The sequence below is a fragment of the Paenibacillus sp. UNC496MF genome (genome assembly GCF_900113915.1).
Classification (GTDB): domain Bacteria; phylum Bacillota; class Bacilli; order Paenibacillales; family Paenibacillaceae; genus Paenibacillus_Z; species Paenibacillus_Z artemisiicola.
This window is the reverse complement of the sequence record NZ_FORE01000007.1, coordinates 248,942-274,585: the sequence shown is the minus strand read 5'-3', so window position 1 is coordinate 274,585 and position 25,644 is coordinate 248,942. Positions and strand designations below refer to the sequence as shown.

At 60.1% G+C, this 25,644-nt stretch carries 29 protein-coding genes; 5 read left to right on the top strand and 24 right to left on the bottom strand.

Features of this window, described 5'->3' with window-relative positions:
• Positions 1 to 7: 7 nt before the first annotated feature.
• The 3 genes from BMZ79_RS13040 to BMZ79_RS13030 form a co-directional block, all read right to left on the bottom strand.
• On the bottom strand, positions 8 to 1,534 hold the full coding sequence (locus BMZ79_RS13040) for a replication initiation and membrane attachment family protein (RefSeq protein ID WP_090640747.1): 1,527 nt from the start codon (positions 1,532 to 1,534) through the stop codon (positions 8 to 10).
• Positions 1,535 to 1,664: 130 nt separating this feature from the next.
• Positions 1,665 to 2,543, bottom strand: a complete 879-nt coding sequence (locus tag BMZ79_RS13035; protein WP_090640746.1) for an alpha/beta fold hydrolase — start codon at positions 2,541 to 2,543, stop codon at positions 1,665 to 1,667.
• A 116-nt stretch (positions 2,544 to 2,659) separates the two neighbouring features.
• On the bottom strand, positions 2,660 to 2,965 hold the full coding sequence (locus BMZ79_RS13030; protein WP_090640744.1) for a YuiB family protein: 306 nt from the start codon (positions 2,963 to 2,965) through the stop codon (positions 2,660 to 2,662).
• Positions 2,966 to 3,140: 175 nt separating this feature from the next.
• On the opposite strand from BMZ79_RS13030, the gene hemQ reads away from it, so the two are divergent.
• A complete protein-coding gene (gene hemQ, locus BMZ79_RS13025) occupies positions 3,141 to 3,887 on the top strand; it encodes a hydrogen peroxide-dependent heme synthase (RefSeq protein WP_090640743.1) in 747 nt (248 codons plus the stop codon).
• A gap of 81 nt (positions 3,888 to 3,968) precedes the next feature.
• Here the strand turns inward: hemQ and BMZ79_RS13020 are convergent, their stop codons facing one another.
• Complete coding sequence (locus tag BMZ79_RS13020) at positions 3,969 to 4,223, bottom strand: hypothetical protein (protein WP_090640742.1); 255 nt, start codon at positions 4,221 to 4,223, stop codon at positions 3,969 to 3,971.
• Positions 4,223 to 5,416 carry an NAD(P)/FAD-dependent oxidoreductase gene (locus BMZ79_RS13015; RefSeq protein WP_090640740.1) on the bottom strand — a complete coding sequence of 398 codons (1,194 nt, stop codon included), beginning with the start codon at positions 5,414 to 5,416 and terminating at the stop codon, positions 4,223 to 4,225. The genes BMZ79_RS13020 and BMZ79_RS13015 overlap by 1 nt, the downstream gene beginning before the upstream one ends.
• 405 nt (positions 5,417 to 5,821) lie before the next feature.
• On the opposite strand from BMZ79_RS13015, the gene BMZ79_RS13010 reads away from it, so the two are divergent.
• Positions 5,822 to 6,757, top strand: coding sequence for an NAD(P)/FAD-dependent oxidoreductase (locus BMZ79_RS13010; RefSeq protein WP_371263721.1), 936 nt, complete (start codon positions 5,822 to 5,824; stop codon positions 6,755 to 6,757).
• 370 nt (positions 6,758 to 7,127) lie between these two features.
• Here the strand turns inward: BMZ79_RS13010 and sda are convergent, their stop codons facing one another.
• The 8 genes from sda to BMZ79_RS12965 form a co-directional block, all read right to left on the bottom strand.
• Positions 7,128 to 7,271 (bottom strand): sporulation histidine kinase inhibitor Sda, encoded by a 144-nt coding sequence (gene sda / locus BMZ79_RS13000; RefSeq protein WP_090640736.1) that lies wholly within the window; start codon positions 7,269 to 7,271, stop codon positions 7,128 to 7,130.
• A 244-nt stretch (positions 7,272 to 7,515) separates the two neighbouring features.
• Entirely contained in the window at positions 7,516 to 8,190 is a 675-nt protein-coding gene (locus tag BMZ79_RS12995; RefSeq protein ID WP_090640734.1) for a YheC/YheD family protein, read from the bottom strand.
• A gap of 253 nt (positions 8,191 to 8,443) precedes the next feature.
• Entirely contained in the window at positions 8,444 to 8,842 is a 399-nt protein-coding gene (locus tag BMZ79_RS12990) for a LytTR family transcriptional regulator DNA-binding domain-containing protein (protein WP_090640733.1), read from the bottom strand.
• 2 nt (positions 8,843 to 8,844) lie between these two features.
• Entirely contained in the window at positions 8,845 to 8,973 is a 129-nt protein-coding gene (locus tag BMZ79_RS12985; RefSeq protein WP_090640732.1) for a cyclic lactone autoinducer peptide, read from the bottom strand.
• Complete coding sequence (locus BMZ79_RS12980; RefSeq protein WP_177222134.1) at positions 8,970 to 9,497, bottom strand: accessory gene regulator B family protein; 528 nt, start codon at positions 9,495 to 9,497, stop codon at positions 8,970 to 8,972. The genes BMZ79_RS12985 and BMZ79_RS12980 overlap by 4 nt, the downstream gene beginning before the upstream one ends.
• The gene (locus BMZ79_RS12975; RefSeq protein WP_090640729.1) at positions 9,487 to 10,089 is read right to left on the bottom strand and encodes a hypothetical protein; all 603 of its coding nucleotides are present in this window, start codon (positions 10,087 to 10,089) and stop codon (positions 9,487 to 9,489) included. Before BMZ79_RS12975 ends, BMZ79_RS12980 begins: the two co-directional genes overlap by 11 nt.
• A gap of 545 nt (positions 10,090 to 10,634) precedes the next feature.
• Entirely contained in the window at positions 10,635 to 10,994 is a 360-nt protein-coding gene (gene erpA, locus BMZ79_RS12970) for an iron-sulfur cluster insertion protein ErpA (protein ID WP_090640728.1), read from the bottom strand.
• Positions 10,995 to 11,135: 141 nt separating this feature from the next.
• Positions 11,136 to 11,780 (bottom strand): PAQR family membrane homeostasis protein TrhA, encoded by a 645-nt coding sequence (locus tag BMZ79_RS12965; protein ID WP_090640727.1) that lies wholly within the window; start codon positions 11,778 to 11,780, stop codon positions 11,136 to 11,138.
• A gap of 300 nt (positions 11,781 to 12,080) precedes the next feature.
• On the opposite strand from BMZ79_RS12965, the gene mqnE reads away from it, so the two are divergent.
• Together mqnE and BMZ79_RS12955 are read left to right on the top strand one after the other, a co-directional pair.
• Entirely contained in the window at positions 12,081 to 13,184 is a 1,104-nt protein-coding gene (gene mqnE, locus BMZ79_RS12960) for an aminofutalosine synthase MqnE (protein ID WP_090640726.1), read from the top strand.
• 129 nt (positions 13,185 to 13,313) lie between these two features.
• The gene (locus tag BMZ79_RS12955) at positions 13,314 to 14,381 is read left to right on the top strand and encodes an NAD(P)/FAD-dependent oxidoreductase (protein ID WP_090640725.1); all 1,068 of its coding nucleotides are present in this window, start codon (positions 13,314 to 13,316) and stop codon (positions 14,379 to 14,381) included.
• A 46-nt stretch (positions 14,382 to 14,427) separates the two neighbouring features.
• Here BMZ79_RS12955 and BMZ79_RS12950 read toward each other — a convergent pair whose 3' ends face one another.
• Entirely contained in the window at positions 14,428 to 14,697 is a 270-nt protein-coding gene (locus BMZ79_RS12950; protein WP_090641011.1) for a YuzB family protein, read from the bottom strand.
• 89 nt (positions 14,698 to 14,786) lie between these two features.
• On the opposite strand from BMZ79_RS12950, the gene BMZ79_RS12945 reads away from it, so the two are divergent.
• The gene (locus BMZ79_RS12945) at positions 14,787 to 15,032 is read left to right on the top strand and encodes a NifU family protein (RefSeq protein ID WP_048744982.1); all 246 of its coding nucleotides are present in this window, start codon (positions 14,787 to 14,789) and stop codon (positions 15,030 to 15,032) included.
• Positions 15,033 to 15,113: 81 nt separating this feature from the next.
• Here the strand turns inward: BMZ79_RS12945 and BMZ79_RS12940 are convergent, their stop codons facing one another.
• From BMZ79_RS12940 to BMZ79_RS12895, 10 genes are all read right to left on the bottom strand, one after another.
• Positions 15,114 to 15,899 carry an SDR family oxidoreductase gene (locus BMZ79_RS12940; RefSeq protein ID WP_090641009.1) on the bottom strand — a complete coding sequence of 262 codons (786 nt, stop codon included), beginning with the start codon at positions 15,897 to 15,899 and terminating at the stop codon, positions 15,114 to 15,116.
• A gap of 30 nt (positions 15,900 to 15,929) precedes the next feature.
• Positions 15,930 to 16,769, bottom strand: a complete 840-nt coding sequence (locus tag BMZ79_RS12935; protein ID WP_256252711.1) for a Cthe_2314 family HEPN domain-containing protein — start codon at positions 16,767 to 16,769, stop codon at positions 15,930 to 15,932.
• The gene (locus BMZ79_RS12930; protein WP_090640722.1) at positions 16,745 to 18,511 is read right to left on the bottom strand and encodes a UbiD family decarboxylase; all 1,767 of its coding nucleotides are present in this window, start codon (positions 18,509 to 18,511) and stop codon (positions 16,745 to 16,747) included. The genes BMZ79_RS12935 and BMZ79_RS12930 overlap by 25 nt, the downstream gene beginning before the upstream one ends.
• A complete protein-coding gene (locus tag BMZ79_RS12925) occupies positions 18,508 to 19,440 on the bottom strand; it encodes a COX15/CtaA family protein (protein ID WP_177222133.1) in 933 nt (310 codons plus the stop codon). The genes BMZ79_RS12930 and BMZ79_RS12925 overlap by 4 nt, the downstream gene beginning before the upstream one ends.
• A gap of 146 nt (positions 19,441 to 19,586) precedes the next feature.
• Positions 19,587 to 19,931 carry a thioredoxin family protein gene (locus BMZ79_RS12920; protein ID WP_090640720.1) on the bottom strand — a complete coding sequence of 115 codons (345 nt, stop codon included), beginning with the start codon at positions 19,929 to 19,931 and terminating at the stop codon, positions 19,587 to 19,589.
• A gap of 81 nt (positions 19,932 to 20,012) precedes the next feature.
• A complete protein-coding gene (locus BMZ79_RS12915; RefSeq protein WP_090640718.1) occupies positions 20,013 to 21,590 on the bottom strand; it encodes a copper amine oxidase N-terminal domain-containing protein in 1,578 nt (525 codons plus the stop codon).
• Positions 21,591 to 21,671: 81 nt separating this feature from the next.
• Positions 21,672 to 23,327 carry a putative polysaccharide biosynthesis protein gene (locus BMZ79_RS12910; protein ID WP_090640717.1) on the bottom strand — a complete coding sequence of 552 codons (1,656 nt, stop codon included), beginning with the start codon at positions 23,325 to 23,327 and terminating at the stop codon, positions 21,672 to 21,674.
• A gap of 42 nt (positions 23,328 to 23,369) precedes the next feature.
• Positions 23,370 to 24,092 carry a ThuA domain-containing protein gene (locus tag BMZ79_RS12905; RefSeq protein WP_090640715.1) on the bottom strand — a complete coding sequence of 241 codons (723 nt, stop codon included), beginning with the start codon at positions 24,090 to 24,092 and terminating at the stop codon, positions 23,370 to 23,372.
• An 18-nt stretch (positions 24,093 to 24,110) separates the two neighbouring features.
• Complete coding sequence (locus BMZ79_RS12900; RefSeq protein ID WP_090640714.1) at positions 24,111 to 24,587, bottom strand: DUF456 domain-containing protein; 477 nt, start codon at positions 24,585 to 24,587, stop codon at positions 24,111 to 24,113.
• 7 nt (positions 24,588 to 24,594) lie between these two features.
• Positions 24,595 to 25,347, bottom strand: a complete 753-nt coding sequence (locus BMZ79_RS12895; RefSeq protein WP_090640712.1) for a Cof-type HAD-IIB family hydrolase — start codon at positions 25,345 to 25,347, stop codon at positions 24,595 to 24,597.
• Positions 25,348 to 25,644 lie beyond the last annotated feature (297 nt).

Genomic DNA, 25,644 nt, shown 5'->3' with positions numbered 1-25,644 from the left:
CCTCATCTTACGTTGATTTTCCGTCCAGCTTGCGCGCCACCCGGAGAATTTCCGCCAGCTCCTCTTCCGTCACCGGCGTGCCGTTCGGCGTATCCGGCATGATCGGAATCTGGGGCTTGCGCCTGCCCTTCGCGGCGGCGGCATTTCCCCCGCTTCTTCGCGGCGCCGAAGCGCCCTGTTCCCTGCGGCGTTCCTTGTCCTCTTCCAGCTTCAGCTGTTCCCTGACGTAGCCGACGGCCCGTTCGAAGGAATCGATGCCCTTCACCAGCATATTGGAAGCGACGGCGTCGATGTACGTCTTCGTCACGCGCTGCGCGTCGTTCATCCCGAGCACGTAATGGATCAGCACGTTGATGACGGCGCCCTGCAGCCGGTAATTATGATCGATGACCTCGAACACCCGGATCAGCCATTCCGGCACGGCCCCCGGGAAGAAACGCGCAATGAACCGCGTATGCGGCTCGTTGCGCATCAGCATGTTGTATTGGTGAATGTCGCACCGCCCGGCCAGCTGCGCGGGCACGTCCATGTAGAATTCGGCCTGCACCGCCACTTCCTCGGGCAGGTCGTCGCCGGCATCGGCTCGCTTGCCTTCCTCCGCCTTGACGGCTTCCAGCCGGCCGTACAGCCGCTGCCGCTCGTCGCTGCGCTTGCGGTCCTGGCGGTACAGCTGATTGCCCCGCAGCTGCAGCTCGTCGAGCAGCAGCTCGCCGCCGGCCGCGAACACGTCGTCCTCGTCGAGCAGCCGGCACAGATCCACGACGCTCAGGCTGTACTTGTACGCCACGTAGTTGAGCTGCGCCATCGCGTCCTCGTTGCCGCGCAGGCGCTCGACGTACTGCCGGTTCGCGGAATTGCGCGGGAAGCGGATGATGATGTCGCCGTACTGGATGCCGGCGGTTTCGGTCTGCTGCGGCTTCGGCGCCGGCTGCCTCGCGGGCGCCACCTCCGTCAGGGCCTGCTCCAGCTCGGGATCGAAGCCCTGCGCGTTCAGCCGGAACAGCTCGTAGAACGGCACCGAAATGTTCTCCCGCGTCAGCTCCGCGCCCGCCAGCTCGTCGGCTTCCTTCGCGTAAAACGATTCCCGCAGCGCGATGACCGCATGCTTGCCGACCTTGTCCCGCAGCAGCAGCGTGAGGTGGGGGCTGTCGAAAAACTCGTCCGGCGACAGCGGCTTCGCGATTTCGTATTCGTACACGACGTCGTCGTTATCCGGCACGCCGAGGCGCGTCACCTGGAGCAGGCCGACCGCCTCGAGCCGCGACGCCTGATTCGCCAGCTCCTGCCGGCCCCGTTCGTGCATGTCGAGCCCCAGCCCGAGCAGCAGCTTCCGCTGCGGCTCCAGTAGCGAATAGCCCACGCGGTCCTCCGCCACCTGCTGATAGAGCAGCTGATAGAGACCGGCCGCGAACGCGCCGACCATGGATTGATAGATTAGCCCGATCATCTTCCGGTCGACGGCGCTTAGCGAAAAAGCGCGAAAGGTGTAAAAGCGGTGATGTTCCGTGAATTGGTGCATGCTGCCGATCCGCATCTCGTTCCTCGACTCCGTCCGTCTTGGATTCTTGTACCTAGTTTATCATAAAAGAGACGTCCTTTTCAGGACGCAAAAAAAAGAAAATTCCCCTGGGGACAGGGAATTTTCCCTCGATTCGTTCCTGCCTTCAATGAACCAGCCCGGCTTGGCCAGGCTCCTTGGCGCCGTGCTCGGCCAGCTCCCGCAACAGTTGCTCGCGCTCCTCGTGCGTGTCGGCGATTTCCGGATGCGCCTGTTTGTCCGACCACTGCCGGATGACGAATGCCATCGTTTTCGGTTCGCGCGTCGCCAGCTGGCCCTTCGCGCCGATGATCCCGTACAGCTCGCTTTTCGGCAGCAGCCGGTGCAGCCGAATCGCATGGTCCGCCCCTGTCGCATCCTTCGCGCCGTAGAGCAGCAGCACCGGCTGCTTGATCTGGCGAATCTGCCTGTCCAGCCGGCCGTCCAGACATGCCGCGGCGTAATCCCGCCACTTGCCGGGGTCGCCCAAGCCCGCCTCCTGCCGCAGCTCTTCGAACTCCGCTCGCGTCCGCCCCTCGTGCCAAGCCGCCCGGAACGCGATCGGCCCCTTCGGCGCAAGCAGGCTCGACACGTACGCCGCCTGCAGTTTGGAGCGGCTTCGGATGTCGGCGTACGGCAGGCTGCCGGACAGCAGCACGGCGCCCGCGAAGCGCTCCGGATGGAGCAGCAGCGCGGTAAGCGCGGCCGGCGCGCCGGCTCCGTACGCGCAGACGTACGCCCGTTTCGCGCCCAGATCGTCCAGCAGCCGCCGCATATCCTCGGCGATCATGGCCAGCGTCAGCCTTGCGCTTCCTGCATGGCTTCGGCCATGGCCGCGAATATCCCAGCGCACGGTCCGCAGCCCGTTCCCCAGCTCGCGCTCGACGCTGTCGAACAGCCGGCCCGTCAGGCAAGGCGGATGGACGCAGACGACCGTCCCGTCCTTCCCGCCGCCGGCCGGCTCATGCCGGTGCAGCTCGACATCCCCTATACGAAAAAACGGCACAGCCCTTCACCTCGGTTGGCGCGCGGCGATCCGAATCATCCGCGGCAGCGCGTGCCGCGGCCGTCATCGCCCGCGTTTTCCCTTAGTATGACCATACCGGAATCCGTTCTTGCGTCCTAGAACATTTTGTACCCGCCGCGGCGAAGCAGGCGAATCGTCGTGCCGCTGATGTACGCGCCGATCAAGGCGCCGATGCCCGGCAAGATATCGACGAACGTGAAGGACGTGAAATTGCCCGAGAACGTCTTCGAGTTGTCCCAGGTTTGCCAGATGAAGACCGGCACCAGCACGATCAGGAATAAATATATCGGAAAAAAGGTCGTTTTGAGCAGCATGTTCAAGATGAACCCGATTCCGAACATCATCACGAAAAACAATACCGTCGCGATGACGAGCTGCAAAATGTTAACGTCCGTATTCATGCGGAAACTCTTCCCCTTTCGCTACAAATAGTGTAGTAGATGGCGAATTGGAAGTCAATTTCTAATGCCATGTTGTCACAAGTCCGCCATTTGCTCTCGCCGCCGCCGTTGGGATACAATGAATGCGACATGAACCTGCGGGTTAGTATCGCAAAACAGACAGGAGAGATGACAAATGAGTGAAGCGGCTCAAACGCTGGAAGGCTGGTACGCGCTGCATGATTTCCGCTCCATCGACTGGATCGCGTGGACCGCGGCGGACGACGAAGAGCGCGGCCTCGCGCTGGACGAGCTGAACGCGTTCCTCAAGCAGTGGCAGTCCGTCGAAGACGGCAAGCAAGGCAGCACGGCGTTCTATTCCATCGTCGGCCAGAAGGCGGATTTCGTGCTGATGCATCTGCGCGAGACGCTGGAGGAGCTGAACGAGCTCGAGACGGCGTTCAACAAATCCGCGTTCGCCGCGTTCACGATTCCGGCGCATTCGTACGTCAGCGTCGTCGAGCTGAGCAACTACATGGGCCAGCCGGGCTCCGACCCGCTGCAAAACCCGGAAATCGTCGCGCGCTTGAAGCCGATTCTGCCGAAATGGAACCATATTTGCTTCTATCCGATGAACAAGCGCCGCCAAGGCAGCGACAACTGGTACATGCTGTCGATGGACGAGCGCAAAGAAATGATGCGCAGCCATGGCATGATCGGCCGGAAGTACGCGGGCAAAGTAAAACAGATCATCACCGGCTCCGTCGGCTTCGATAACTGGGAATGGGGCGTCACGCTCTTCGCGGACGAGGCGCTGCAGTTCAAGAAGCTGGTGTATGAAATGCGCTTCGATGAAGTGAGCGCGCGCTTCGGCGATTTCGGGGACTTCTACGTCGGCAACCGCCTGACCGAAGAGAAGGTCGCGGAGATGCTCCGCGTTTAAGTCGGCGTTCCTGCGATTACGCCAAAAAAAGCGGATGGAGGCCTTCGGGTTCCATCCGCTTTCTTCTATATAAATCCTCGCTTAATCCTCGTCGTCCTCTTCAAGCAGCCGCTTCGCTTCCAGGTACGCTTCCGTCTGACGGTCGCGCTCGCGGCTCTTCTCCTTCAGCCGCTCGATCGCGGGCAGAATGAGCAGATCGACTTCCTTCTGCACCGTATACGCGAGATCGTAGCGGTTCTGCGACTCCAGGAACGATCCGACCTCCATGAGCGCGTTATACCGATCCAGCTCGTCGCGCGTCAGCAGCCCGCGCACCTGCACGCTGCAGTGGCGCATTAGAGGAATTTCCCTTTGCGGAGCACGAGCGGAATCCCGCCGATGATATAGAGGTAGCGGATATCGATCATCTTCTTCAGCCAAGCCGCCACGCGTCCCTTGTACTTCTTGCCGAACGCCAGCCCGACTGCTTCGCCCTTGCCCAAGGACGCGACCGTGCCTTTGTTCTTGAACTCGAACTTCTTCTGCGGCTGGTTGCGAATGGACGCCACCAGGTTATGCGCGCAGACGACGCCCTGCTGCATGGCGATCTGCGCCGTCGGCGGATACGGGCGGCCTTCCGGATTGAACATCAGGGAATTGTCCCCGACGACATAGATATTCTCGTGACCGGGCACGCGAAGGAATTCGTCGACCTTCACGCGGCCGCGCATCGTCTCGATGCCCGCATCTTCGATCAGCCGGTTGCCGCGGACGCCCGCCGCCCAGATGACCGTCGCCGCGCGGATCTCTTCGTTGTCGCCGACGATGACGCCGTCCGGCGTGCATTCTTTGATGGCGGTGCCGATGCGGAACGTGACGCCTTTGTTCGTCAGCACGTTCATCGCGTATTCCACCAGCTCCGGATCGAAGCCCGGGAGCGCCGTCGGCGCCGCTTCGACGTTGTAGATTTTGACGAGCGAGCGGTCCACGTCGTTCTGCTTGCACAGCTCCGGAATCCGGTCGGCCAGCTCGCCGACGAATTCGATGCCCGTAAAGCCGGCGCCGCCGACGACGAAGGTCAGATAATCGGTGCGGTGCGGCTCGCGCTTGTAGCGTGCGAATTGGTATTCGATATGTTCGCGGATCAACCGGACCGAGTTGAGGCTGCGGATGTTCATGGCGTATTCGAGCATACCGGGGATTCCGAACGTCTCCGGCTCGCCCCCGAGGCCGATGACGAGATAATCGTAAGAAAGCGTCCCGTCCTCGAGGATGACTTTTTTGTCCTGCGTCCGGATTTGCACGACCGTCGATTTCACGAAATCGATTTTGAACTCATCGATAAGCTTGGAGATGCTGACGCGCGCATTTTCCGTCTTGTCCGTACCCGCGGCCGGCATATGCAGATGAGTCGTGAAATAATGATAGTCGTGCTTGTTGACGAGCGTGACGTCGGCTTCATTGTAATTCAACTCTTTCTGCAGCCGAAGCGCCGTGAGGATGCCGCCGTAACCGGCACCCAGAATCACAATTTTCGGTATGTTGCTCATCGCAGTATCCCATCCATTCGTAAAGTCTTTTTCTTTCTCTAGTTAAGTAAGTGAAAATTTACACAAACAAGCAAAAACAGACAATCATTTATCATTTCTTGCCTGTAGTGTGCGAATCTTCATGTTCATTTATGTTATAAAACGTGCCCGGCGCCTTTCGACACCCCGTTACTAATACCACACATGATACAAACTTTTCCCGTAAACTTCAAGGGTAAAATATACGAAAAACTTTAGAATAACATCCAATTTCCATCTTTCAAAGAGGCTTGTAAACCATATATAATGTACTGAAAGAAAGGCGGATCTTCCGTGATGATTTTCAACCTTTTGGAGGTGTAGACCGTGTCCAGTTCCGCTTCCCCGCAAGTCGATATCGCCATCATCGGCGGCGGCCCGGCCGGCATGTTCGCCGCGTTTTACGGCGGCATGCGCCAGGCTTCCGTCAAGATCATCGAAAGCATGCCGCAGCTGGGCGGCCAGCTCGCGGCTTTGTACCCCGAGAAGCATATTTACGACGTCGCCGGCTTTCCGAAAGTGACCGCGGGCGAGCTGGTCGAGCAGCTGAAACAGCAAATGGCGCTGTTCGAACCCGAGATATTATTGGAAGAGAAAGTTCTGCAGGTCGTGAAGCGCGACGAGCGCGACTTCGCCATCATGACGGACAAGACGACCCATTATGCCAAGTCCGTCATCATTACGGCCGGCGTCGGCGCGTTCGAACCCCGCCGGCTGGAGCTGGAGGAAGCGGCACGTTACGAGAAGCAGAACCTGCATTACTTCATCAGCGACTTAAGCCGGTTCCGCGGCCGGCACGTGCTCGTCAGCGGCGGCGGAGACTCGGCGGTCGACTGGTCGCTCATGCTGGAGCCGATCGCGGCGAGCGTCACGTTGATTCACCGGCGCGACAAATTCAGGGCGCATGAGCATAGCGTCGAGAATCTGATGAATTCCAGCGTCCGCGTGCGGACGCCGTACGAGATAGCGGCGCTTAACGGTCCGGATCGGATCGAAAGCACGACGCTTCGGCACGTCAAGACGGGCGAGTCCGAAGAGCTGGCGATCGACGACGTCATCGTGAACTTCGGCTTCGTCTCCGCGCTCGGACCGATCGCCGAGTGGGGCTTGGACATCGACAACGGCTCCATTCTCGTTGATTCGCGCATGGAAACGAGCATTCCGGGCATATTCGCGGCCGGCGACATCACCACGTATCCCGGCAAATTGAAGCTGATCGCCGTCGGCTTCGGCGAAGCCCCGACGGCCATCAATAACGCCAAGGTGTACGTCGATCCGACGGCCAAGCTGTCGCCCGGCCACAGCAGCAGCATGAAGCTGTAACCGAAGCGGCGTATCAATACGAAAATAAAAAGGGTATCCTACCGTTAGCCAACATGATGCGAGCGTTCCGCTCGGGCTGAGGAGGGTACCCTTTAGTTATGTTATGTCCGATCTGCAACGGGTTGGAACAGCTGGCCGTTCCCTGTCCGGCGTGCGCGTCGGCGGTCGACGATTTGGGCCGTACGGCCGATTTTACGGGACCCTATTCGCCTTATCAGCCGGATGATGTCGATTGGGTTACGGATATGACGATGGAGGAAAGGATGTCGGCGGCCCAAAGCTGCAGCCATGTCGCGTACTGTCGCCGGTGCGGCGCAGCGTTTGAAGCCGCGGTGCGGAAATGGAGTTAATCGGAAGGGTTGGATCCGAGCTAAGCCGAATTGCGATAGGCGTCCGGACTGATCTGCCTGCGCAGCAGTTCGGCCTTCAACATCTCGATAAACTCAGGCTCCAGGTTGTACTTGTTTGCGGCGATATAAGCATCGAGCAGCAATTCATCAGACAGCTGTTCCATATCACAGCCCCCCTTCCTCTTACTTCCAGTTCATCTTAGCATGTCCCAGAGCCCAAGAACAAGCGTTCCGATTATCCACACGCCCATGTGGACAGCATGTGAATACGCTGTGAATAATCGTCGAAAAAACAGGAAATATCGATGGGGATTTGTGGATACGTTTATACACAGGGAACAAATTTCCATTTTTGATAAAAAAGTTTAATGGTCTTCTATCAACCTATCAATCGATTATATTACGAAATTATTGAGGCCGGGTATTGACTTCGAAGATCCAGATCTTACCGGATTGATCGATGCCGAAGTCGAAGCCGAGCTGCCCGATGCCGGGGAACCGGCTTTCCAGTACCGCGGTCGAAAGCTGCGTCAGCGTCCGCATTTCCCGCTTCTTCGAGACGACGACCGACTTGGAGAACGAACGGCGAATGCCTTCGGATCCGCTGAGCAGCGTGCCGCCGCGGCAAATGTTCGTCACGAACAGTCCGGGCTTCGCCAGCCGGCCGACGATCGCCGTGATGGCCCAATGCCCTTCCGGCTGCTTGACGTACTTCACCCGGTAGTCGATCGGCCGGCCGCCGATGGTCGCCAGGCGAATTCCCTTCTGAATCAAGTACCGGCGTTTTCCCCGTTTCGAGTTCAACGATCGGTAGAGTCCGTCGAAGCTTTGAAACCGGTTCGTCTTCGAATAGTACGTATACTTGTAGCTGCCTCCTTCGCGGGAAACCTTAATGACCCCGTGCCCGCCCGCGCCTTTCACCGGCTTGATGACGACCATGCCATGATGGCTCAGCATGCTGCTCAAATTATCCTTCGTGAACATCCGGGTCGGCGGAATATGCGGCGCGATCTGCGCATGCGAAAGCAGCGCCTCCGTCTTGGCCCATTTGCTTGCCAGCTGCCTTCCTTGTTCATCCGACATCATAGTCCTCCCCTTCCTGGTTTCCTATACGATAGCTTATGCCTCCTCTCCCTATGTCTCTTGGATGATTGATATGGTCAACTCGCCTGATTTGGTAGGCTGATAGATCGTGCATGCTAGAAGGGGCGACATAACCCTTGTCGATATTGCCCGGGCAATTGTCCGTTCTCCGTTCCTTCGAGCGCGGACGGCGGGCGACTAAACGGCGGGCAAATAAAAAAGCTTTCCTTCGGCAGGAAAGCCAGGGTACTGCTTATCGCGAGAACTGAGCATTCCCGTTTTGGACGGAGCTTCCGTTCGCGCTGCCGCGGCGAACGTCCTTGACCGTGTCCATGCGGGAGAACGATACCGGGGCGCTGGGCGCGGTCTTGCCGACCGGTTCCGGATCGAAGAATACCCGCTGCCGTTCCTCGTCGAAAAACTCGACGCGGTCCATGTTGACGACGTAGCAGCGGTCGACTCTGGCAAACTTGTCCTGCGTCAGAAAGCGTTCATGCTCCTCAAACGTGGAGAGCGGATTCAGAATCGTCCCGTCCTTGTGCTGGTAGTTGATCTGTCCGTAGTTGCTGTGCATGAGCAGTACGTCGTTGCGGTGGACGTATACGATATCGAAATCTTTCTTATTATAGCGTTTGACCAGCGGAATCAGCATGCTTACACCTGCTTTCTGAGCTCAGCCGGGATTCTTGGCTTGTGGAAAATGACATAAGAGCCCGTCGTGACGAACATCGTGGCGACGCCTGCGATGACGACGCCGAGCAAACGGTACGCGTTCTTCTTCATTCTGCTTCACCTCCTTCCTTAAATAAGAGAAGAATCGATTGCAAGACGATGACGACCGTCATGATATCGGAGTGAACGAGAAAGTTCGAAGCGGCGAATAACGCCGAAAGGACTTTGAGCAGCGGGTAATAGCGGGCGGGCAGCGTGGCGTAGGTATCGTAATTCGCGGGAGCGAAAAACAGCATCATGATGACCGCGAAGCCCGTGAGGTAAGGCATCCATGCGTCCGCGACGGGAATGTGCGGAATCGCGGCGAGGGTCAGCGTGGAAACGGTCGCGCACAGCAGACTGGATCTCAGGTGATAGCCGCCCGACATGTAGCGGATGACGGCCAGCACGAGCAGCGCGAAGCACGTGCTTCGGAACTCGCCGGTGAACGCGCCGATGATCAGCGCGGCGACGGCGGCGGATAACGTATTCGTCAAGATATCGAACGCGTATTTGATGACCGCCGCGGACGGCGCTTTTTCCACGCCTGCGGCAACCATCCGGTCGTGCAGGCCGACGGCGAGTTTATCGAGCATCCTCGACATCCTTCCTTCTGCTGTAGTAAAGGAATACGGGAATCGAGCAAAGGAACGTCGTTCCCGCGACGACGATGTATTTCTCCAAATTGCCCTTCAGCGCGATGCCCGCGACGAGCGCGATGACGATGCTGGAGGCGATTACGGCAAACAGGGCCGAGTTGGTCCGGTTGAATTCGATGTAAACCCGGTGCGAGGCGGGGACGTAATCGAAACCCCAGTTTTTGATGACGATGAACCGGCTGACGGCAACCAGGATGATCCCGGAGAGCAGCTGCGTGGCGAAGATGATTTCCGGATCCTTGGTAATGTGGGCGAACGGGGTGCCCGTCAGGACGATCAAGAAAATCGTAATGCCCTGCGCCGCGAACAAGCTGATGAAGCCCGCCCCGTTCATAATGAAGGAATAGAACGGCGGCACGCGGAATACCGCCCAGGTCACGATGATCAATAGCACCAGCTGCAGATAGGAGGAGTAACTGTTGATCTCCGTATAATGCCGCGTTATGTAGGAGAAATGACTCATCATGAAGGCGATGATGACGATTTGGGTCAAGATGCCCCGGAGCGGGAAACGGAATAAAGCGAACATCAGAACGAATGTTGTGCAATACTCGATTAAAGAGCCTAATAAGAACAGTGCATAATTCATGGTAGTCTTCGTCCTCCGCCTTCTACTAAACAACATTCCGTTCGTTGGTTCGATGCCGATTCGCGCCGCCAACGCCGCCGGACGGGCTTGTTGCGTGCCCCGCCACGGCCGAACGCGAAGCGCCAATGCGGCCCGCTTGTCCCGCTTGGGATGCCGGGGCGTTTCATCGCCTTCCGCGATTGTCGCCTACTGGCGGCGCGGCCCCGTTTGCCGCTGCTTTTTGGCGGCCTCGCCCCATGTCTACCTTAATAATAAGCGATCTAGCAACAAAGTTCTATCCTGATATGAGTAATTTGTCACTAGCATTTTTTTCAGTATAACAGAGATGTTTCATTTACTAAATAATAACTTTTTTGTCTGTTCGCCCCCTTGACGGCCCCCGGCCCGGGGCGTCCGCGAGCACAAGAAAAAGGCTCCCGCCACGGGAGCCTTCCTGCCTCCGAACCCTTACCGGTGCCGGCTTTCCGCCCGCCAAAGGCGTCCGATCAGCAAGGTTCCGCCGAAGGGTTGCCCGCTTCCGTCGCCGTGCGGAACGAAGAACCGCAGCCGCATGTCGCCGTCGCGTTCGGATTGTTTATGGTGAAGCCGCCGCCCATGGCGGATTCCTTGAAGTCGATTTCGAGGCCGTTCAAGTATTTGGCGCTGCCTTCGTCCACGACGACCTTCAAGCCGTTCAGTTCCATCGCTTTATCGGTATCGGCCTGCTCGTCGTCGAAGCCCATGCTGTAAGAAAACCCGCTGCAGCCGCCTTCTTTCACGCCGACGCGCAGGAACAGCTCCGGCGAAGCTTCGGCTTCCAGCATTTCTTTGATTTTCTCGTTGGCCGTTTCGCTGATATGAATCATCATAATCCCTCCTAGGGTCAGTCTCCGCAAACCTACTTACGTTTCTATAGTAATCAGTATACTGCACTTCCCGCCGGGACTCAATAAGCATACGGCTCGGTTTCGGGCGCTTCCGCCGGATAACCCGGCCGCTTCCTGCCGTTATCGCGGCAGGACGTAGAGCATGATCGCGAAGAAGTGGAGCACGGACCCGCCGAGCACGAACAGATGCCAGACCGCGTGATGATGCTTGAAGCTGCGCCATACGTAGAATACCGTGCCGACCGTGTACAGCAGCCCGCCCGCGATGAGCAGATGCAAACCGTCCGCAGCCAAATTCGCCCGCAGCGAGCCCCAGGCGAAGACGATCATCCATCCCATCAGGAGGTAGACCAACGTCGACGTGAACATAAACTTGGATGCGTAAAACATTTTGAACACGACGCCGCAGAACGCGAGTCCCCAGACGATGCCCAGCAGCGTCCAGCCGGCGGCGCCTTGGACGACGTGCAGCGCGATCGGCGTGTACGTGCCGGCGATGAACAAATAGATGCAGGCATGGTCCATAATTTCGAACACCTGCTTGGCCCTGCCCTCCGGAAAGCTGTGCACGAGCGTGGACGCCACGTAGAGCATCAGCATCATGGACCCGTAAACGGTAAAGCTGACGACGTGCTCCGCGCTGCCCTTCAGCGCCGCGAAGACGATCAGCAGCACGAGCGCCGCGATGCTGAGCACCGCCCCGATGCCGTGGGTGATCGCGTTTACCGCCTCTTCTTTGCGGGTATAGGTGTATGTGTTTGCCATTTCATCCCTCTTTTCCGCGTTGCGGGCTTGTTCGGTTCCCTGCCTTCATTGTACGCGAATTCGCCGTCCGGTTCAAAATCGGCCGGAGTTCGGCAAGGGCGGGCTTTCCAGCTCTTTGCCGCGCTGCCACGAGTTAATGGTTGCCGCCCGATGTGATGAGGTTTATAATAAGGAAAGTTGTTTCAAAGGTTTTTTGGGGAAAGAATAAGTAATTTTTTTCACAAAGTCGTTTCTGTTCTTTATACCATTCACCGGACCTGCAACAATACGCGTGCCCGGCGGACTTAGGAGGAAGCCGTCATGAATGTGGCAATACCGACAGCAGACAAACAGATGCAGGCCATCGTGGAGAAGGTTCGTTCCGGCGAACGGCTGAGCCGGGAAGACGGGGAGTTCATGTATCGCTCCGACGACCTGCTCACGATCGGCATGATGGCCAACGAGGTCAACCTCAAGAAGAACGGCCGCAAGGTCTATTTCATCGAAAATATGAGCTTGTATTTCACGAACGTGTGCGAAGCGCACTGCGCGTTCTGCAATTTCCGCAAGGATCAGGGCGACGAAGGCGCCTATACGCTGAGCGGACCCGAGATGATCGCCTATGTGGAACAGCATATTCATCCCGACGTCCGGGAGTTCCACATCGTCGGCGGCCATAATCCGCACGTGCCGTTCCAATACTACGTGGATTCGCTGAAGGCGCTGAACGAGCGGTTTCCGGAGGTCGCGCTGAAAGCCTACACGGCCGCGGAAATCGATTTCTTCTCCCGGATCAGCGGACTCACCTACAAAGAAGTGCTGCAGGAACTGATCGCGGCCGGCCTGCAAAGCTTGACCGGCGGCGGCGCGGAAATCTTGTCCGACGAGTACCGCAAAAAAATGCGCGTCGACAAAGCCGACGTCTCGCAATACCTCGAGGTGCACCGCACGGCGCATAATCTCGGCCTGCGCACGCATACGACGATGCTGTACGGCTCCGTCGAGAAGAAGGAAGACCGCATCAACCATATGCTTCAGCTTCGCGAGCTGCAGGACGAGACGAACGGTTTTCAAGTGTTCATCCCGCTGTCCATGCAGCCGATCAGCCCGAAGGCCAGCATTCGCCGCCGCAATTCCGCGTTCGAGGACTTGAAGGCGATCGCGATCAGCCGGCTGATGCTGGATAACTTTCAGCACATTAAAGCGTATTTCATCAACATCGGCACGCAGCTGACCCAAGTCGCGCTGACGATGGGCGCCTCCGACGTTCACGGCACGATGGTCAAAGAGCGGATCAGCCACGCCGCGGGCGCGCTGACGCCGGAAGGCATCACCCGCGAAGACCTGATCTGGCTCATCAAAGGCGCGGGCCGCATTCCGGTGGAACGCGACACCTTCTACAACGAAGTCAAAGTGTACGAATAAGCAGTCAAAGCAGTCATTCCCATGACCTTCGCGACGAGGACCTCTCATTGCGAAGGTCTGTCGTGTGCATACTACATGACAAATCCGAATCGGCAGTACTATCGCATCTATAGAAAGTTGGGATTTATTATGAAAAGATTCGTAATTCTCGGCGGCGGCTACGGCGGTCTGACGGTGGCGCACGCGCTGCTCGAAGGCGAGCTCCCCGACGACACGGTCGTCGTCCTGATCGACCGGATGCCGTTCCAAGGCTTGAAGACGGAATATTACGCGCTGGTCGCCGGCACGTCGCCGGAAGTCGACCTCCGGGTGGCGTTCCCGTCGGATCCGCGGCTGATCGTGACCTACGGCGAAGTGACGGACATCAACCTGGACGAGAAGCACATCGTCATGGCCGGCCAAGAGCCGCTGTCCTACGACTGGCTCGTCGTCGCGCTCGGCTGCACGGACAAGTACCACGGCATCGAAGGCGCGGAGCTGCATTCCAACAGCATTCAAACGATGGCGTCGTCCCGCAAAACCTACATGGCGCTGAACGACGTTAAGCCATACGGTCAAGTGTCCATCGTCGGCGGGGGCCTGAGCGGCGTGGAAGTCGCCGCGGAGCTGCGCGAAAGCCGGCCGGATCTGAACATCCGCATCATCGACCGCGGTCCGAGCATTCTCTCCGCGTTCCCGGGCAAGCTGCAGGAGTACGTCTCCTCCTGGTTTATCGAGCACGAAGTGGAGATGCGCGGCCATGTATCCCTGCACAAGCTCGAAGACGGCGTCCTGTACGACGCCAACAGCACGAGCCCGATCCTGTCCGACGTGACGGTATGGACGGCGGGCATTCAGCCCGTGGCGCTCGTGCAGCGCATGAACCTGCCGAAGGATAACCAAGGGCGGCTCATCATCAACGAACACCACCAGCTGCCGGATTACAACGACGTATTCATCGTCGGCGACTGCGCCTCTCTGCCGTTCTCGCCGAGCGCCCAGGCCGCGGAAGGCCAAGGCAAGCAAGTCGCCGAAGTCATGCAGGCGATCTGGACCGGCAAGACGCCGAAGCTCGGCAAGATCAAGCTGAAAGGCACGCTCGGCTCCCTCGGCAAGAAGGACGGCTTCGGCCTCATGGGCCGCGCGACGATGCTCGGACGCGTGCCGCGGCTCGTCAAGAGCGGCGTCTTGTGGATGTCCAAGCATCATTTCGGTTAACCTGTGGAAATGCGCGTAAGAAGCGGTTGGGTTCGCGAGACGGTCTTCACAGATCGTCAATGATCCGATCCAGCGCTTCTTGCACGGCTTGCTGTTCTTCGATCTCATCCATCATTTTCGTTTCCAGCTCTTCGACGGTATCCGCGGACACGATCGTGCCGTTGACCATGCCGAACGGCGCGAGATAACATTCGCCGCAGTTGCCGAGGCAGCCGTATTCAATGACTTCTATATCCGGATCGGCTTCAAGCTTCTTCATCAGCTTATCCGTGCCGTGATGCATATTGCTCGCGCAAAATTCGATGATGGGTTTCAACATGATGAATCACCTGACCTCTAGTTACTGATATCCATTTTCAATTGCATCGCTTTGTACTATAATAGGGGAGAAAGGAGTGGATTGCAATGAGCGAAAACGCACAAAGCACCATGTATGACGAAGTACTCGACGTGCTCGATAAGCTTCGCCCGTTCTTGCAGCGCGACGGCGGCGACGTTGAACTCGTCGATGTCGAAGACGGCATCGTCAAGCTTCGCTTGATGGGCGCCTGCGGGAGCTGCCCGAGTTCGACGATCACGCTGAAAGCGGGCATCGAACGCGCTCTGCTCGAGGAAGTCGAAGGCGTCCAAGAGGTTATGCAAGTATTCTAAGCTTGCGCTTCTTGCCCCATTAAACCTGAAAGCGTCTTGCCGGCGGCAAGACGCTTTTTGTTGCGCGCCGATCGGCGCTCGTTATGCATTGGATTTGATCGTCGTCTTGATGGGGTCGAAGCCGCCCGTCACGTCGACGATGTTGCCGGTCATGTAGTCCGACTGCGGCAGGCACAGGAACGCGATGACGCGCGCGATGTCCTCGCCGCTGCCCGGACGGCCGCGGGGCGACTCCTCGTCCCGCTCGCCCGCCACCTCGGCGATCGTGCGCTCCTTGTTCAAACCGCGAATATCGCCGGGACAGACCATGTGCACCGTAATGCCGTTCGCGCCCTCTTCGACGGCAAGCGTCTTCGTGAACGAGACGAGGCCGGTCTTCGCCGCGGCATACACCGCCCGGTGCGGCCAGGCACGCCCCTCCCCCGCATGGCCGAAGCCGAAATGAATGACGCGCCCCCACTGTCTGCTGCGCATCCCAGGCAGCACATGGTGATCGAGCAGCATCACGCCGAGCAGATTGCCGTTGACGAGGCCCGTGATGGACGCCGCGTCGTAATCGGCGAAGAGCCGGCGTTCGCGAATGAACGGGCCCGCGTTGTTGATCAGAATATCCACGGTGCCGGTCCGGGACCACGACAGCGCCTGCGCGGCCAAGGCTTCGACCTCGCTCTGCACGGCGATATCCGCGCGAACGGCGGTCGCCCTGACCGCGTGCAGCCGTTGAATCTCCCCCGCCAACTCGTTTGCTTCCCGCTCGCTGTTCACGTAATTGAGCACGATGTCGCAGCCCATCGCGGCCAGCGTAAGCGCCGTCATTTTGCCCAAGCCTTTGGCGCTTCCGGTAATCAGGGCCGTTCTTCCTCTCAGCTCCATAGCACCCTCCCAGGTCAGTTCAATTCAATGCTTGATCTGGCTGTAGGCATGATGAAAGGTCAGCTTAAGCGTGTCCAGCACCAGGTCCATCATTTGCGCAAGGTCCTGCGTCTGCCGCGATAAATTTTCGAGGCGGTGCTGTTCGAAGTACGCTTCGTGGTTCTGCTGCAGATCGTCCTGCATTTCGGAATTCATGAAATGGATCTCCATGTTGCGCCGCTTCCGCAGCCGGTTGATCGACTCCTTGCCGTTCTCCTTCAACGTCAGCAGCTTAGCCGTCAATTCGGCGTCGGCCAGCCGTTCCCGCATCCGGCGGAGCACCGTGAAATACGAAAAATGCGGCTTGACCCGCTCGGTCTCCAAATGAAGATAGTCGTTCATCAGCGTGCCGAGCTTGTCGAGCAGCGAGAAGAGGCGAATGAACGCGTTCTTGTCGAAGTAGACGTACCGGTTGTAGTTGACCTGCTCCTCTTCCGTCATGCCTTCGTGCGTCGCGGAGCTCACCATCGCCGCGTATTTGGACGCCGCGTAGGTGCTTTGCTCCAGCTCGTCCAGCGACGAGATCAGCCCGAGCGTGTAAATTTCGTATTTGCGCAGGTTATGGTCGGGATCCAAGCCGCGCTCGATGCGTTCGTGCAGCAGGGCGGCGAACCGCTCCATCGCTTGAAACGCCTCGAGCAGCTTGCCCTCGTCCTTGCGCGGGGGTTCGCCAAACAAGATGCGGAGCATCGTCTTCGTTCCTCCATCCTCGGCCATCGGGCGTACCGCCGCCGCCTGCACGGATGTGCGGCGCGGCGGCGCGACCGAGCCGTCAACGGCTTCTAGACCAGTATACGCGCTTAGCGTTTGAAATACGAATGCCATCTCTCGTCGACCAGCTTCACGACGTCCTCGCGCGGCACGAGCTCGTCGGGATAACCCGGCTTCATGCGCGCGTCGATGACGAGCGGCAGGTCGTAACCGACGTGGTGCCGGTTCAGTTTCGTCTCCGCGTAGATGTCGTCCGCGGGGTTGAACCGCGTGAACACCGTCCATAGGAACGGCGTCTGCGCCTCGGCGATCGACGCGTCGTCGGCCAGGATGACGAGCGGCCAAGCCGTGCCGCGCTCGCGCAGCCGTTTAAGCAGCCGGACCGCCAGCTCCGGCTCCCCCTCGTACGAGGCGCCGGAGACGACGAGACAGCCGCGGCAGTACGGGCGGGCATCCGCGATTTCGTCGATCGGCCCTTCGTCGTAGGCCGCCGGCAGCTCCCGCACCGGCTCGCCGACGCCGAGCATGACGGCTTTGCTGCCGTGGTTCAGCTTGCCGCCGGTGTAATCCAGCGTATCATGGGACGTCTTGTCGAAGACGAACAAGTCGGTTTCCGGCCGGAAGCGCTCGAGCACGGTTTCCATCAGCTGCGGAAAATCGCCGAGGTCGATCGGCCGGTCGGTGATCATCAAATATTTCGTCAGCGTCAGCTGGCCTTCGCCCAGGATGCGGAACGCGGTGCCGAGCGCTTCCCGCGAATAGCTCTCGCGCACGACGGCCGCGGCGAGCGCGTGGAAGCCCGTCTCCGCGTACGTCCACAGCTCCTTGACGCCGGGCATCGCGAGCGGAAACGCGGGCGAAAGCAGACGCTGCAGGAAGTCGCCCAAGTAGTAGTCCTCTTGGCGCGGCTTGCCGACGATCGTCGCCGGGTAGATCGCGTCCTTCCGGTGCCACATATGGCTGACGTCGAACACCGGAAAATCATGCGTCCACGAGTAATAGCCGTAATGATCGCCGAACGGGCCTTCCGGACGCCGCGCATGCGGCTCGACCTTTCCGCTCAGCACGAATTCCGCCTGCGCCGGAATGCGGTGCCGGCCGTACGGATCCTGCACGACCTGCAGCTTGCCGCCGATGATCAGCGACGCCAGCAGCAGCTCCGGCAGATGCTCCGGCACCGGCGCGATGGCCGAGGCGATCAGGGCCGGCGGCCCGCCGAGGAAGACGGATACCGGCAGCGCCTCGTTGCGCTTCTCCGCTTCATGGTAGTGGAAGCCGCCGCCTTTATGAATTTGCCAGTGCATGCCCGTCGTCGAATGGTCGAAAATCTGCATTCGGTACATGCCGAGGTTGTGCTGGCCGCGATGCTCCGGATGCTCCGTGTAGACGAGCGGCAGCGTGACGAAAGGGCCGCCGTCCAGCTGCCAGCTCGTCAGCGCGGGCAAGCCTTCCAGCGGCCGCTCTCGCCGCACCGCGCCCAGTATCGGGGCCGCGTTCGCCTGCACTTCCTTCATGCCCACCTTCAAGGCATCCCAAATCAAATTGCGCTCGCCCCAGAGCGCCTTCGGCGACGGCGGCAGCAGCCGGTCCATCGCGCCGATCGCCTGCTTCATGAACGCCTCCGGCCGCGGGCCGAAGGCAAGATCCACGCGGCGCACGGTACCGAACAGATTCGTGACGACGGGGAACGGGCTCCCCTTGACGTTCGTGAAGAGCAGCGCCGGTCCGCCTTCGTCGATGACCCGGCGGTGAATCTCCGCCAGCTCCAAGTACGGATCGACCTGCGCCTCGATGACGGCAAGGTCGCCTTCGCGCCGCAGCACCTTGATCAAGCCTCGCAAATCGGTAAAACTCATGCCTGCAACCGCCCTTCGCGCCATTTCCAAGCCCGGATCATGAAATCGCTCAGGATGCCGAACAACCCGGATACGATCATATTGTGCAAAATGCTCGTGAAGACGAACCAGTCGTCGTTGCGCAGCGTCATCGTCAGCAGCGCCCCGCTCAGCACTTGGCAGCACACGAGCACGAACGTCGCCGTCATCGACCGGCGCATGCCCGGATCGGTGCTGACGCGGTTCACGTAGAGCATCAAGGCGCCGATGACGAGCAGCAGAATCGCGGCGCCGACGCGGTGCATGAACACGTAGAACGTGGCGCCATCCAAATTCGGCACGAACTCGCCGTTGCACAGCGGCCAGCCGACGCAGCCGCCGGCCGATTCCGTATGGCGGATGTACGCGCCCAAATAAATAACGAAATACGTATACGCCAGAATCAGCAACGAAAACCAAAAGACCGCCTGAGGAAGCGCTCTGGACGGCTTGTCCGCCAGCGTCCCGTGCTTCCTGCGGTACGACCAGATGACGAGCAGCAGCGTAAACATGAACGCGAGAATCGATATGCCGAAATGGAGCGCCAACACCGCGGGGGTCGTCGGCCAGACGACGGCGGCGGCGCCGAGCAGCGCCTGCAGCACCGTGAAAAGGCCCGCCCCGGCCGAATAATAGATCGGCTCCTTGTCGTTGCGGTACAGCATGAGCGTCGCGATGAACGTCGCCAGCACGAGCAGGCCGACGCCGCCGCTGATGACGCGGTGGGAATATTCGATCAACGACTCGACGGTGTACGCCGGAACGAACTTGCCGTTGCACAGCGGCCAATCCGTGCCGCAGCCGCGGCCCGAGTCCGTATTCGTGACCAATGCGCCGGCGATCAGCACGAGAAACATGCCGATGCATGTCAGGATGGCAAGCACGCGATAGCGGGCATCATTCAACTTCATCACCTTGCTTCCTAAGAATCAACTCCCATTATAACGAACAAATTCGACAAATACCATGTTCAAACTGTGAACGCCGGCGCGCCGAAAAAAAGCCCGCCGGACGGCCGTAATCGGCCGCCGCGGCGGGCTTTTCGCGCATTCGGCGATCAATTCGCCAACGCTTCGGATACTTGCAGGGCACGGTCGAGGAACTGCTCGATCTCGGCCCGGTCTTTGCGGAGCTTGCTTACGAAACGGACGAGCTCGGCGCCGTTCCGGAAGGCGATGAAGCTCGGAATGCCCAGAATGTTCAGCTCGCTGCACAGATCGGCCATGTCGTCGCGGTCGATCTCCAGGAAGCGGATCCGGCCGCCGTACGCGGCCTCCACCTCCGGCATGAACGGTTCAATGAAATGGCAGTCCTTGCACCAGGTCGCCTTGAACACGGCGACCGTCACGCCGTCCGCTTGTATGGCTTCGCGGAATGCCGCTTCCGTCGAAATGCGTTCCATCGTATCCCTCTCCTTTCGTGGCGCTCCTCCGTTGGCGATGCCGGGGAGAACGGGGTACGGACGCGGATCGCGGTTCGCGGCTTAAGGCTCGCGGTCCATGATCAGCACTTTGGTTCCGAACATGTTCTCCCAGCGGATCTCGGCGCCGAACGCTTTCGCGAAATCGCGCGCCGGCACGTAGGTCACGCCGTTCACGACGGTCGTCGGGAAGCTCCACTTGACCGTCTTACCGTTAATAATGGCATTGCCGCTGCCGTTTTTCAAGCTGATCGTCGCGTTCGTCGCGCCGTCCTTGACGATCAGCGAGCCGCCCGACTTCGCGAGCGTCGCGCCGAACGACTGGGCCGTGTAGCGCAGCGGCACGATCGTGATGCCGCTCGGCGTGATGATCGGCGCGCTGCTGCTGTAGTCCGCGCTCATGATGACCGTCTGGCGGCTGATGTGCGCCTGGTTGCGCAGCAGATCGTAGACGACGGAGTTCGGCTCGAACTGGCGAAGCACTTCGTAGCCCTGCATCGACATCAGCGCGTTGGCGTTCAACGCCGGCTTGCCGGTCGACGGCTGCAGCGGCTTCACGTCGCCGTTCACGCTCCAACGGTCCGACGCAATCTTAAGCTGGATGCCCTCGAACGGCATCATGGCGTTCAGTCCCATGTCCTCTTCTTCATTCTCGGCAGCCGCCGAGTCCGTCAGCTTGACGCCGGCTTCGAGCACGGCTTTGCGAATGTCGAGCTTCCCGTCGACGAACACGTCGCCCTTCACGTACGTGCCGTCGTTGAACACGCTGTTCAGCGCGTCGGCTTCTTCCGTCTCGGCCTTTGCCAGCTCGGCCTTCAGCTGCGTCAGCGCCTCATAGATCTGGTCGGCCGCTTCGTCGAGGTTGTCCTCCTCCGGCAGCGAGCCGAACAGCTCTTCGGCCGGGGACGCCGCAATGGCGCCTTCCTGGCTTTGCACCGCTTCGAGCAGGCCCTTCAGCATCGCCTTCAAGCCTTCCTTGTCGGCGATCAGCGCGTCGAGGTACGACTTCAGCCAGTTCCACAGCTCCTTGCCGGTCAGATCGGCATGAACGCTCATCCCGGTCACGGATTCCCCGTTGACCGTCTCTTGGCCCGGCGTCACGCTCAGATGGGACGGGTTCGGCAGGTTGTCGATCGCGTAACCGCTCACGGCGTCGATGACCGCCTTGCCGGCTTTCGTCAACGTGGCCGCGTCGGCGTCGGACGCGCCGTCAGGAACGGCCAGGCCGCCTTCCGACAGCGGCAGAAGAATCGGCAGCTTGGCGCCTTCCAGATCGAGCTCCGCGACCTCGTTGTTCATTTTCAGCGCGAACCCGATATTCTTGGCGCCGAGCGCGAGATTGCCCGTGGCGGACATGCCGTCCTTCTCGCTCGTCTTCACGTCGGTCAGCGTCAGCTTGACGTCGGAGACCAGCTTCAGCAGCTCCGCCTCTTCGCCCGCGAGCATGTCGGCCGCGCCGTCCTTCATCAGCAGCTTGAACTCTACCGATTCGTTGCCCTCGTAGGCCGACACTTTAACCGCTTGCTTCAGCATCGCGTTGAAGTCGACGCCGCCCACCGCCTGGCAGCCCGCCACGACAAGCACGACCAGCGAAAGCAGCAGCAATCCCAAAGCTTTCTTGCGCAGGATCCATGATTTCATAAACGAATAAAATCCCCTTTCATAGGTAAAAAGGCTACGGCCTATTCTACCATGATAAGGGGATTATTGGAAAGTTAAGAGTTATCTGCTAGATTCCGGTCCGCGCCGTCCCGCGAGCCGCATGAGCGGGCTCAGCAGCCGGCGCAGCGCGCCCGGAAACTGCTGCACGTCCTCGTGCGTGACGACCTTGAGCAGAATCAGCAGCGCGACGTACAGGCCGAGCGAGACGACGCCCGCGGCGATGCAGGAGAACGCGTACGTGATCTTGACCGGAATGCCTGTGCCGCCGATATAGGTTCTGCACGCGTAATCGACGAGCCAGCCCGCGCCGGAAGCGATCGCGATCGTCAGCGCATAGCCCGCCCAGCGCGTGCCGAGGATGTTCAGCCGGATCTCCTTGCGGATCTGCCGGAAGTTGAGCGACGCGATCGCCATGAAGCAGATCGTGGACGACAAAATAATGCCGTACACGCCGAGCAGCGGCGCCAGGATCAGACTCGTCGCGACCTTCACGACGATGCCGATCAAGGCGTGCCGCATCGGCAGCCGCGGCTTGTTCATGCTCGTGAGCACGGTATTGCTCGTCATCATCGTGATCTGGAAGATCGTGCCCGCGGTCAGCGCCGCGACGGCGCCGCTGCCTCCGGTATTGGAGAAGAGCAGGCCGGTGATGGACAACGCGGCCACCGTCATGATCAGCGACACCGGCACGCCGGTGAAGACGACGATCCGCATGACGAGCGACGCCTGGCGCTCCACTTCCTTCATGTTCTTCACCTTGTACGCCGACGAGATGATCGGAATCATCGATTGGCTGAGGGCGATCGCGAGAATCGGCGGTATGCCGGCCAGCGCCTGCGCCTTCACGCCCAGCCAGTCGAGCATCTGGTCCGCGTCCGCGGCGGCGTAATAGCCGTGCGTCAGCTTCATGAAGAACGAGGTGTCGAAGAAATAAATGAACTGCACCGTCATCGACGTAATGACGATCGGCACCGAGATTTTGAAGAGCTCCCGGTAGATGGCGCCGAACGACAGGACGGAACGGCCCGTGCGGCGCGGCGAAGCGCCCGCGCTCGCCGCGTCCTTCGCGTCCTGCCGCTTCAGCTTGCGGGCGTACGACAGCATGACGGCGAACGCGCCGACGCTGCCGAACACGCTGCCGAACGTCGCCGCGGCGGCGATCCAGCTTTGGCCCCAGTCCATCGCGAGCGCGAGGTATGCCAGGCCGACGGCCGTGATGACCCGCAGAATCTGCTCGACGATCTGGGAGATCCCGCCGGCCGCCATGAACTGCCGGCCCTGGAAATAGCCCCGCATCATCGCGATGACGGGGAAGAACAGCAGCGCCGGCGCGATGGCGCGCACCGCGAGGTCGGCGCCCGGCTTCTCGGCGATATGCGTCGCGTAGAACGGCGCGAAGACGAGCAGCAGCACCGTGATGAGCACGCCCGTCACGGCGCCGAACAGCAGCGCCGCCTTGTAGATGCGCCGCGCCTCGTCGGGCCGGCCGAGCGCGTACCGCTCCGACACCATCTTGCTGATCGCGCTCGGAATGCCGCCGGTCGCGACGATGAGCAGCATGAGATAAATGTTATTGGCGACGGTAAAATACCCGCCGCCGTGGCTGTCCGTCATATAATCGAGCGGAATGCGCTGGAAAATCCCGAGAAACCGGGCCACCAGCGCCGCCGCCGCGAGAATGATCGTGCCTTTGATCAATGAGTCCTTTTTAACCATGAGCCGCTATTCGTCTCCTAGTCCGAAGCTGTCGTCCGGCGCTTATTTCGATTTGATGACCTCGAGCGGCTGGTGGTTGCCGCGGACCGGCTTGGCCGCGCCCGAAGGAGCCGCCCAGCGGACGCCGTTGCGGATGACCTGCAGCACGTTCGGATTGTAGTAGGTCGGGAACGTCTCGTGGCCCGGACGGAAATAGAACACTTTGCCTTGGCCGCGGAACCAGGTGCAGCCGCTGCGGAACACCTCGCCGCCCTCGAACCAGCTCACGAACACCAGCTCGTCCGGCGCCGGAATGTCGAAGTGCTCGCCGTACATTTCCTCGTGGTCCAGCACGAACTGCTCCGGCAGCCCCGCCGCGATCGGATGCGCCGGGTTGACCGTCCAGATGCGCTCCTTCTCGTTCGCTTCGCGCCATTTCAGGTCGCAGCCCGTCCCCATCAGCTTCTTGAAAATTTTGGAGAAATGGCCGGAGTGCAGCACGACGAGCCCCATGCCTTCCATGACGCGCGCGTGCACGCGCTCGACGATCGCGTCGTCCACTTTGTCGTGGCCCATGTGTCCCCACCAGACGAGCACGTCGGTGTTCGCGAGTTTCGCTTCCGTCAGCCCGTGCTCCGGCTGATCCAGCGTCGCCGTGGCGACCTCGAAGCCGTCCGTGCCGATGCCCGCCTTCAGCGCCTCGTGAATGCCGTCCGGATAAACGGCCTTCACTTCGTTATGGATGTGCTCGTGCAAAAATTCGTTCCAAACGGTAACCTTGATCATCTCGTCTGCCTCCTCGTATTAAATCCAAATGAAGAATGCCACAATCATGGCGCCCTGCAGGATGAACTTGACGACCGTGCTCGTGAACAAGCCGACGACCGCCCCTAGTCCCGCCTTGAGCGACTTCTCGAAGCCCGCGCCCGTGAACAGCTCGCCGGCCACGGCGCCGATCAGCGGGCCGAGAATGAGCCCGAACGCCGGAATGACGAACGGGCCGACCAGGACGCCGATCGTGCTGCCGATCACGGACGCGCGCGAGCCGCCGTACTTCTTCACGCCCCAGGCGCTGACCGCGTAGTCCGCGACGAACAGGACGATGACGATCAGCGTCTGGATCGTCCAGAACCAGAAGCCGAACGGCGAGAACGAGATGAAAAACCCGTAGACGAAGAACGCGGCGTAAATCGCCAGCGCTCCCGGAAGGATCGGAAAGATCGCGCCGGCCATGCCGACGACGAACAAAGCGATGACTAGGATCCAGCCTGCGATTTCCATGCCGGGCTCACCCTTTCAGCACGTAGTCTTGCAACAACCGCGCGACGGCGTCCTCTTCGTTCGTCACGTTCACGACGTCCGCCGCCGCCTTCACTTCGTCCTGGGCGTTGCCCATCGCGACCCCGAGGCCCGCTTCGCGGATCATCGCGATATCGTTCAGGCTGTCGCCCATGGCGGCCACTTGGGACATGTCGATGCCGAGCAGGCCGCATACCTCGCGGATGGCCGCCGCCTTGGTCACGCCCTCCGGATTAAGCTCCAGGTTGGACGGCGACGAATTCGTGATCTCGAGGCCGCCCCATGCGGACGTCTCGTCCAGAATCGCCTTCAGCATCGGAGGGTCTTCCGTGTAATAGCCGAACTTGAGCCAGTGCTGGGACGCGTAGTCCCCGCCGAGCTCGCTCCAGTTCTCCTTGTTGAACACGCCCATCGTCGAGTACGCCCAGTACCAGACGTCCTCGTGCCGGAGCGCGAGCTCGTGCAGCCGCTTCAGCACGGGCAGCGCCATCAGCGTCCGCCGGTGCAGGACGCCCGGGCGCGTCCATATTTCGCCCCCGTTGACGGTGATCATCGGGGTTTGCAGTTCCAGCTGCTCCGCGTACGGCACCGCGCCCTGATAGCCCCGTCCCGTCGCGAAGCTGACGACGACGCCGGCATCCAGCGCTTTCCGAATCCATTTCGCGTTTTCTTTGCTGATTTCCTGCCGGTCGTTCAGCAGCGTTCCGTCCATGTCGAGCGCGACGAATTTGATTGCTCCCATTGCTGGCCTCCTTGCCAAGCTGCGCCTGCGGCAGCCCACTAGAAGCAATTTTAGCACAGAATGGGTAGAATCCAAACCGCCGGCGGACAAAAAGGCCGCGAGACGCGGCCAGGCTTGTCATGGCCATAATCCGCGGCGCGGGCCGCATGTCCGCCTCGTTCGGCGCATCCCGTTCCGGCCGCCATCCTCACGCGCCCAGAAGCGTCCCGGCCAGAAACAGCACGGCGTACAGAAGCCGGCGGATCGCGGCGTGCTTGCGCATACGTCCTTTCATGGGCAGTTCCTCCTTCGCGAAAG

Coding starts and splice junctions, on each gene's coding strand:
- BMZ79_RS12895 (WP_090640712.1), bottom strand. CDS start 25,347: ATGGGAGCAATCAAATTCGTCGCGCTCGACATGGACGGAACGCTGCTG.
- BMZ79_RS12980 (WP_177222134.1), bottom strand. CDS start 9,497: ATGCTCGATAAACTCGCCGTCGGCCTGCACGACCGGATGGTTGCCGCA.
- BMZ79_RS12910 (WP_090640717.1), bottom strand. CDS start 23,327: ATGGTTAAAAAGGACTCATTGATCAAAGGCACGATCATTCTCGCGGCG.
- BMZ79_RS12900 (WP_090640714.1), bottom strand. CDS start 24,587: ATGGAAATCGCAGGCTGGATCCTAGTCATCGCTTTGTTCGTCGTCGGC.
- BMZ79_RS12975 (WP_090640729.1), bottom strand. CDS start 10,089: ATGTTCGCTTTATTCCGTTTCCCGCTCCGGGGCATCTTGACCCAAATC.
- BMZ79_RS12925 (WP_177222133.1), bottom strand. CDS start 19,440: ATGAAGTTGAATGATGCCCGCTATCGCGTGCTTGCCATCCTGACATGC.
- BMZ79_RS12905 (WP_090640715.1), bottom strand. CDS start 24,092: ATGATCAAGGTTACCGTTTGGAACGAATTTTTGCACGAGCACATCCAT.
- sda (WP_090640736.1), bottom strand. CDS start 7,271: ATGGAACAGCTGTCTGATGAATTGCTGCTCGATGCTTATATCGCCGCA.
- BMZ79_RS13020 (WP_090640742.1), bottom strand. CDS start 4,223: ATGCGCCACTGCAGCGTGCAGGTGCGCGGGCTGCTGACGCGCGACGAG.
- BMZ79_RS12995 (WP_090640734.1), bottom strand. CDS start 8,190: ATGTCGGATGAACAAGGAAGGCAGCTGGCAAGCAAATGGGCCAAGACG.
- hemQ (WP_090640743.1), top strand. CDS start 3,141: ATGAGTGAAGCGGCTCAAACGCTGGAAGGCTGGTACGCGCTGCATGAT.
- BMZ79_RS12955 (WP_090640725.1), top strand. CDS start 13,314: ATGAAAAGATTCGTAATTCTCGGCGGCGGCTACGGCGGTCTGACGGTG.
- BMZ79_RS13040 (WP_090640747.1), bottom strand. CDS start 1,534: ATGCGGATCGGCAGCATGCACCAATTCACGGAACATCACCGCTTTTAC.
- BMZ79_RS12985 (WP_090640732.1), bottom strand. CDS start 8,973: ATGAAGAAGAACGCGTACCGTTTGCTCGGCGTCGTCATCGCAGGCGTC.
- BMZ79_RS12930 (WP_090640722.1), bottom strand. CDS start 18,511: ATGAGTTTTACCGATTTGCGAGGCTTGATCAAGGTGCTGCGGCGCGAA.
- BMZ79_RS12945 (WP_048744982.1), top strand. CDS start 14,787: ATGAGCGAAAACGCACAAAGCACCATGTATGACGAAGTACTCGACGTG.
- erpA (WP_090640728.1), bottom strand. CDS start 10,994: ATGATTCATATCAGCGAAACGGCCAACGAGAAAATCAAAGAAATGCTG.
- BMZ79_RS12935 (WP_256252711.1), bottom strand. CDS start 16,769: ATGGCATTCGTATTTCAAACGCTAAGCGCGTATACTGGTCTAGAAGCC.
- BMZ79_RS13030 (WP_090640744.1), bottom strand. CDS start 2,965: ATGAATACGGACGTTAACATTTTGCAGCTCGTCATCGCGACGGTATTG.
- BMZ79_RS12915 (WP_090640718.1), bottom strand. CDS start 21,590: ATGAAATCATGGATCCTGCGCAAGAAAGCTTTGGGATTGCTGCTGCTT.
- BMZ79_RS13015 (WP_090640740.1), bottom strand. CDS start 5,416: ATGAGCAACATACCGAAAATTGTGATTCTGGGTGCCGGTTACGGCGGC.
- BMZ79_RS12990 (WP_090640733.1), bottom strand. CDS start 8,842: ATGCTGATTCCGCTGGTCAAACGCTATAATAAGAAAGATTTCGATATC.
- BMZ79_RS13010 (WP_371263721.1), top strand. CDS start 5,822: ATGTTCGCCGCGTTTTACGGCGGCATGCGCCAGGCTTCCGTCAAGATC.
- BMZ79_RS12965 (WP_090640727.1), bottom strand. CDS start 11,780: ATGGCAAACACATACACCTATACCCGCAAAGAAGAGGCGGTAAACGCG.
- mqnE (WP_090640726.1), top strand. CDS start 12,081: ATGAATGTGGCAATACCGACAGCAGACAAACAGATGCAGGCCATCGTG.
- BMZ79_RS12920 (WP_090640720.1), bottom strand. CDS start 19,931: ATGGAACGCATTTCGACGGAAGCGGCATTCCGCGAAGCCATACAAGCG.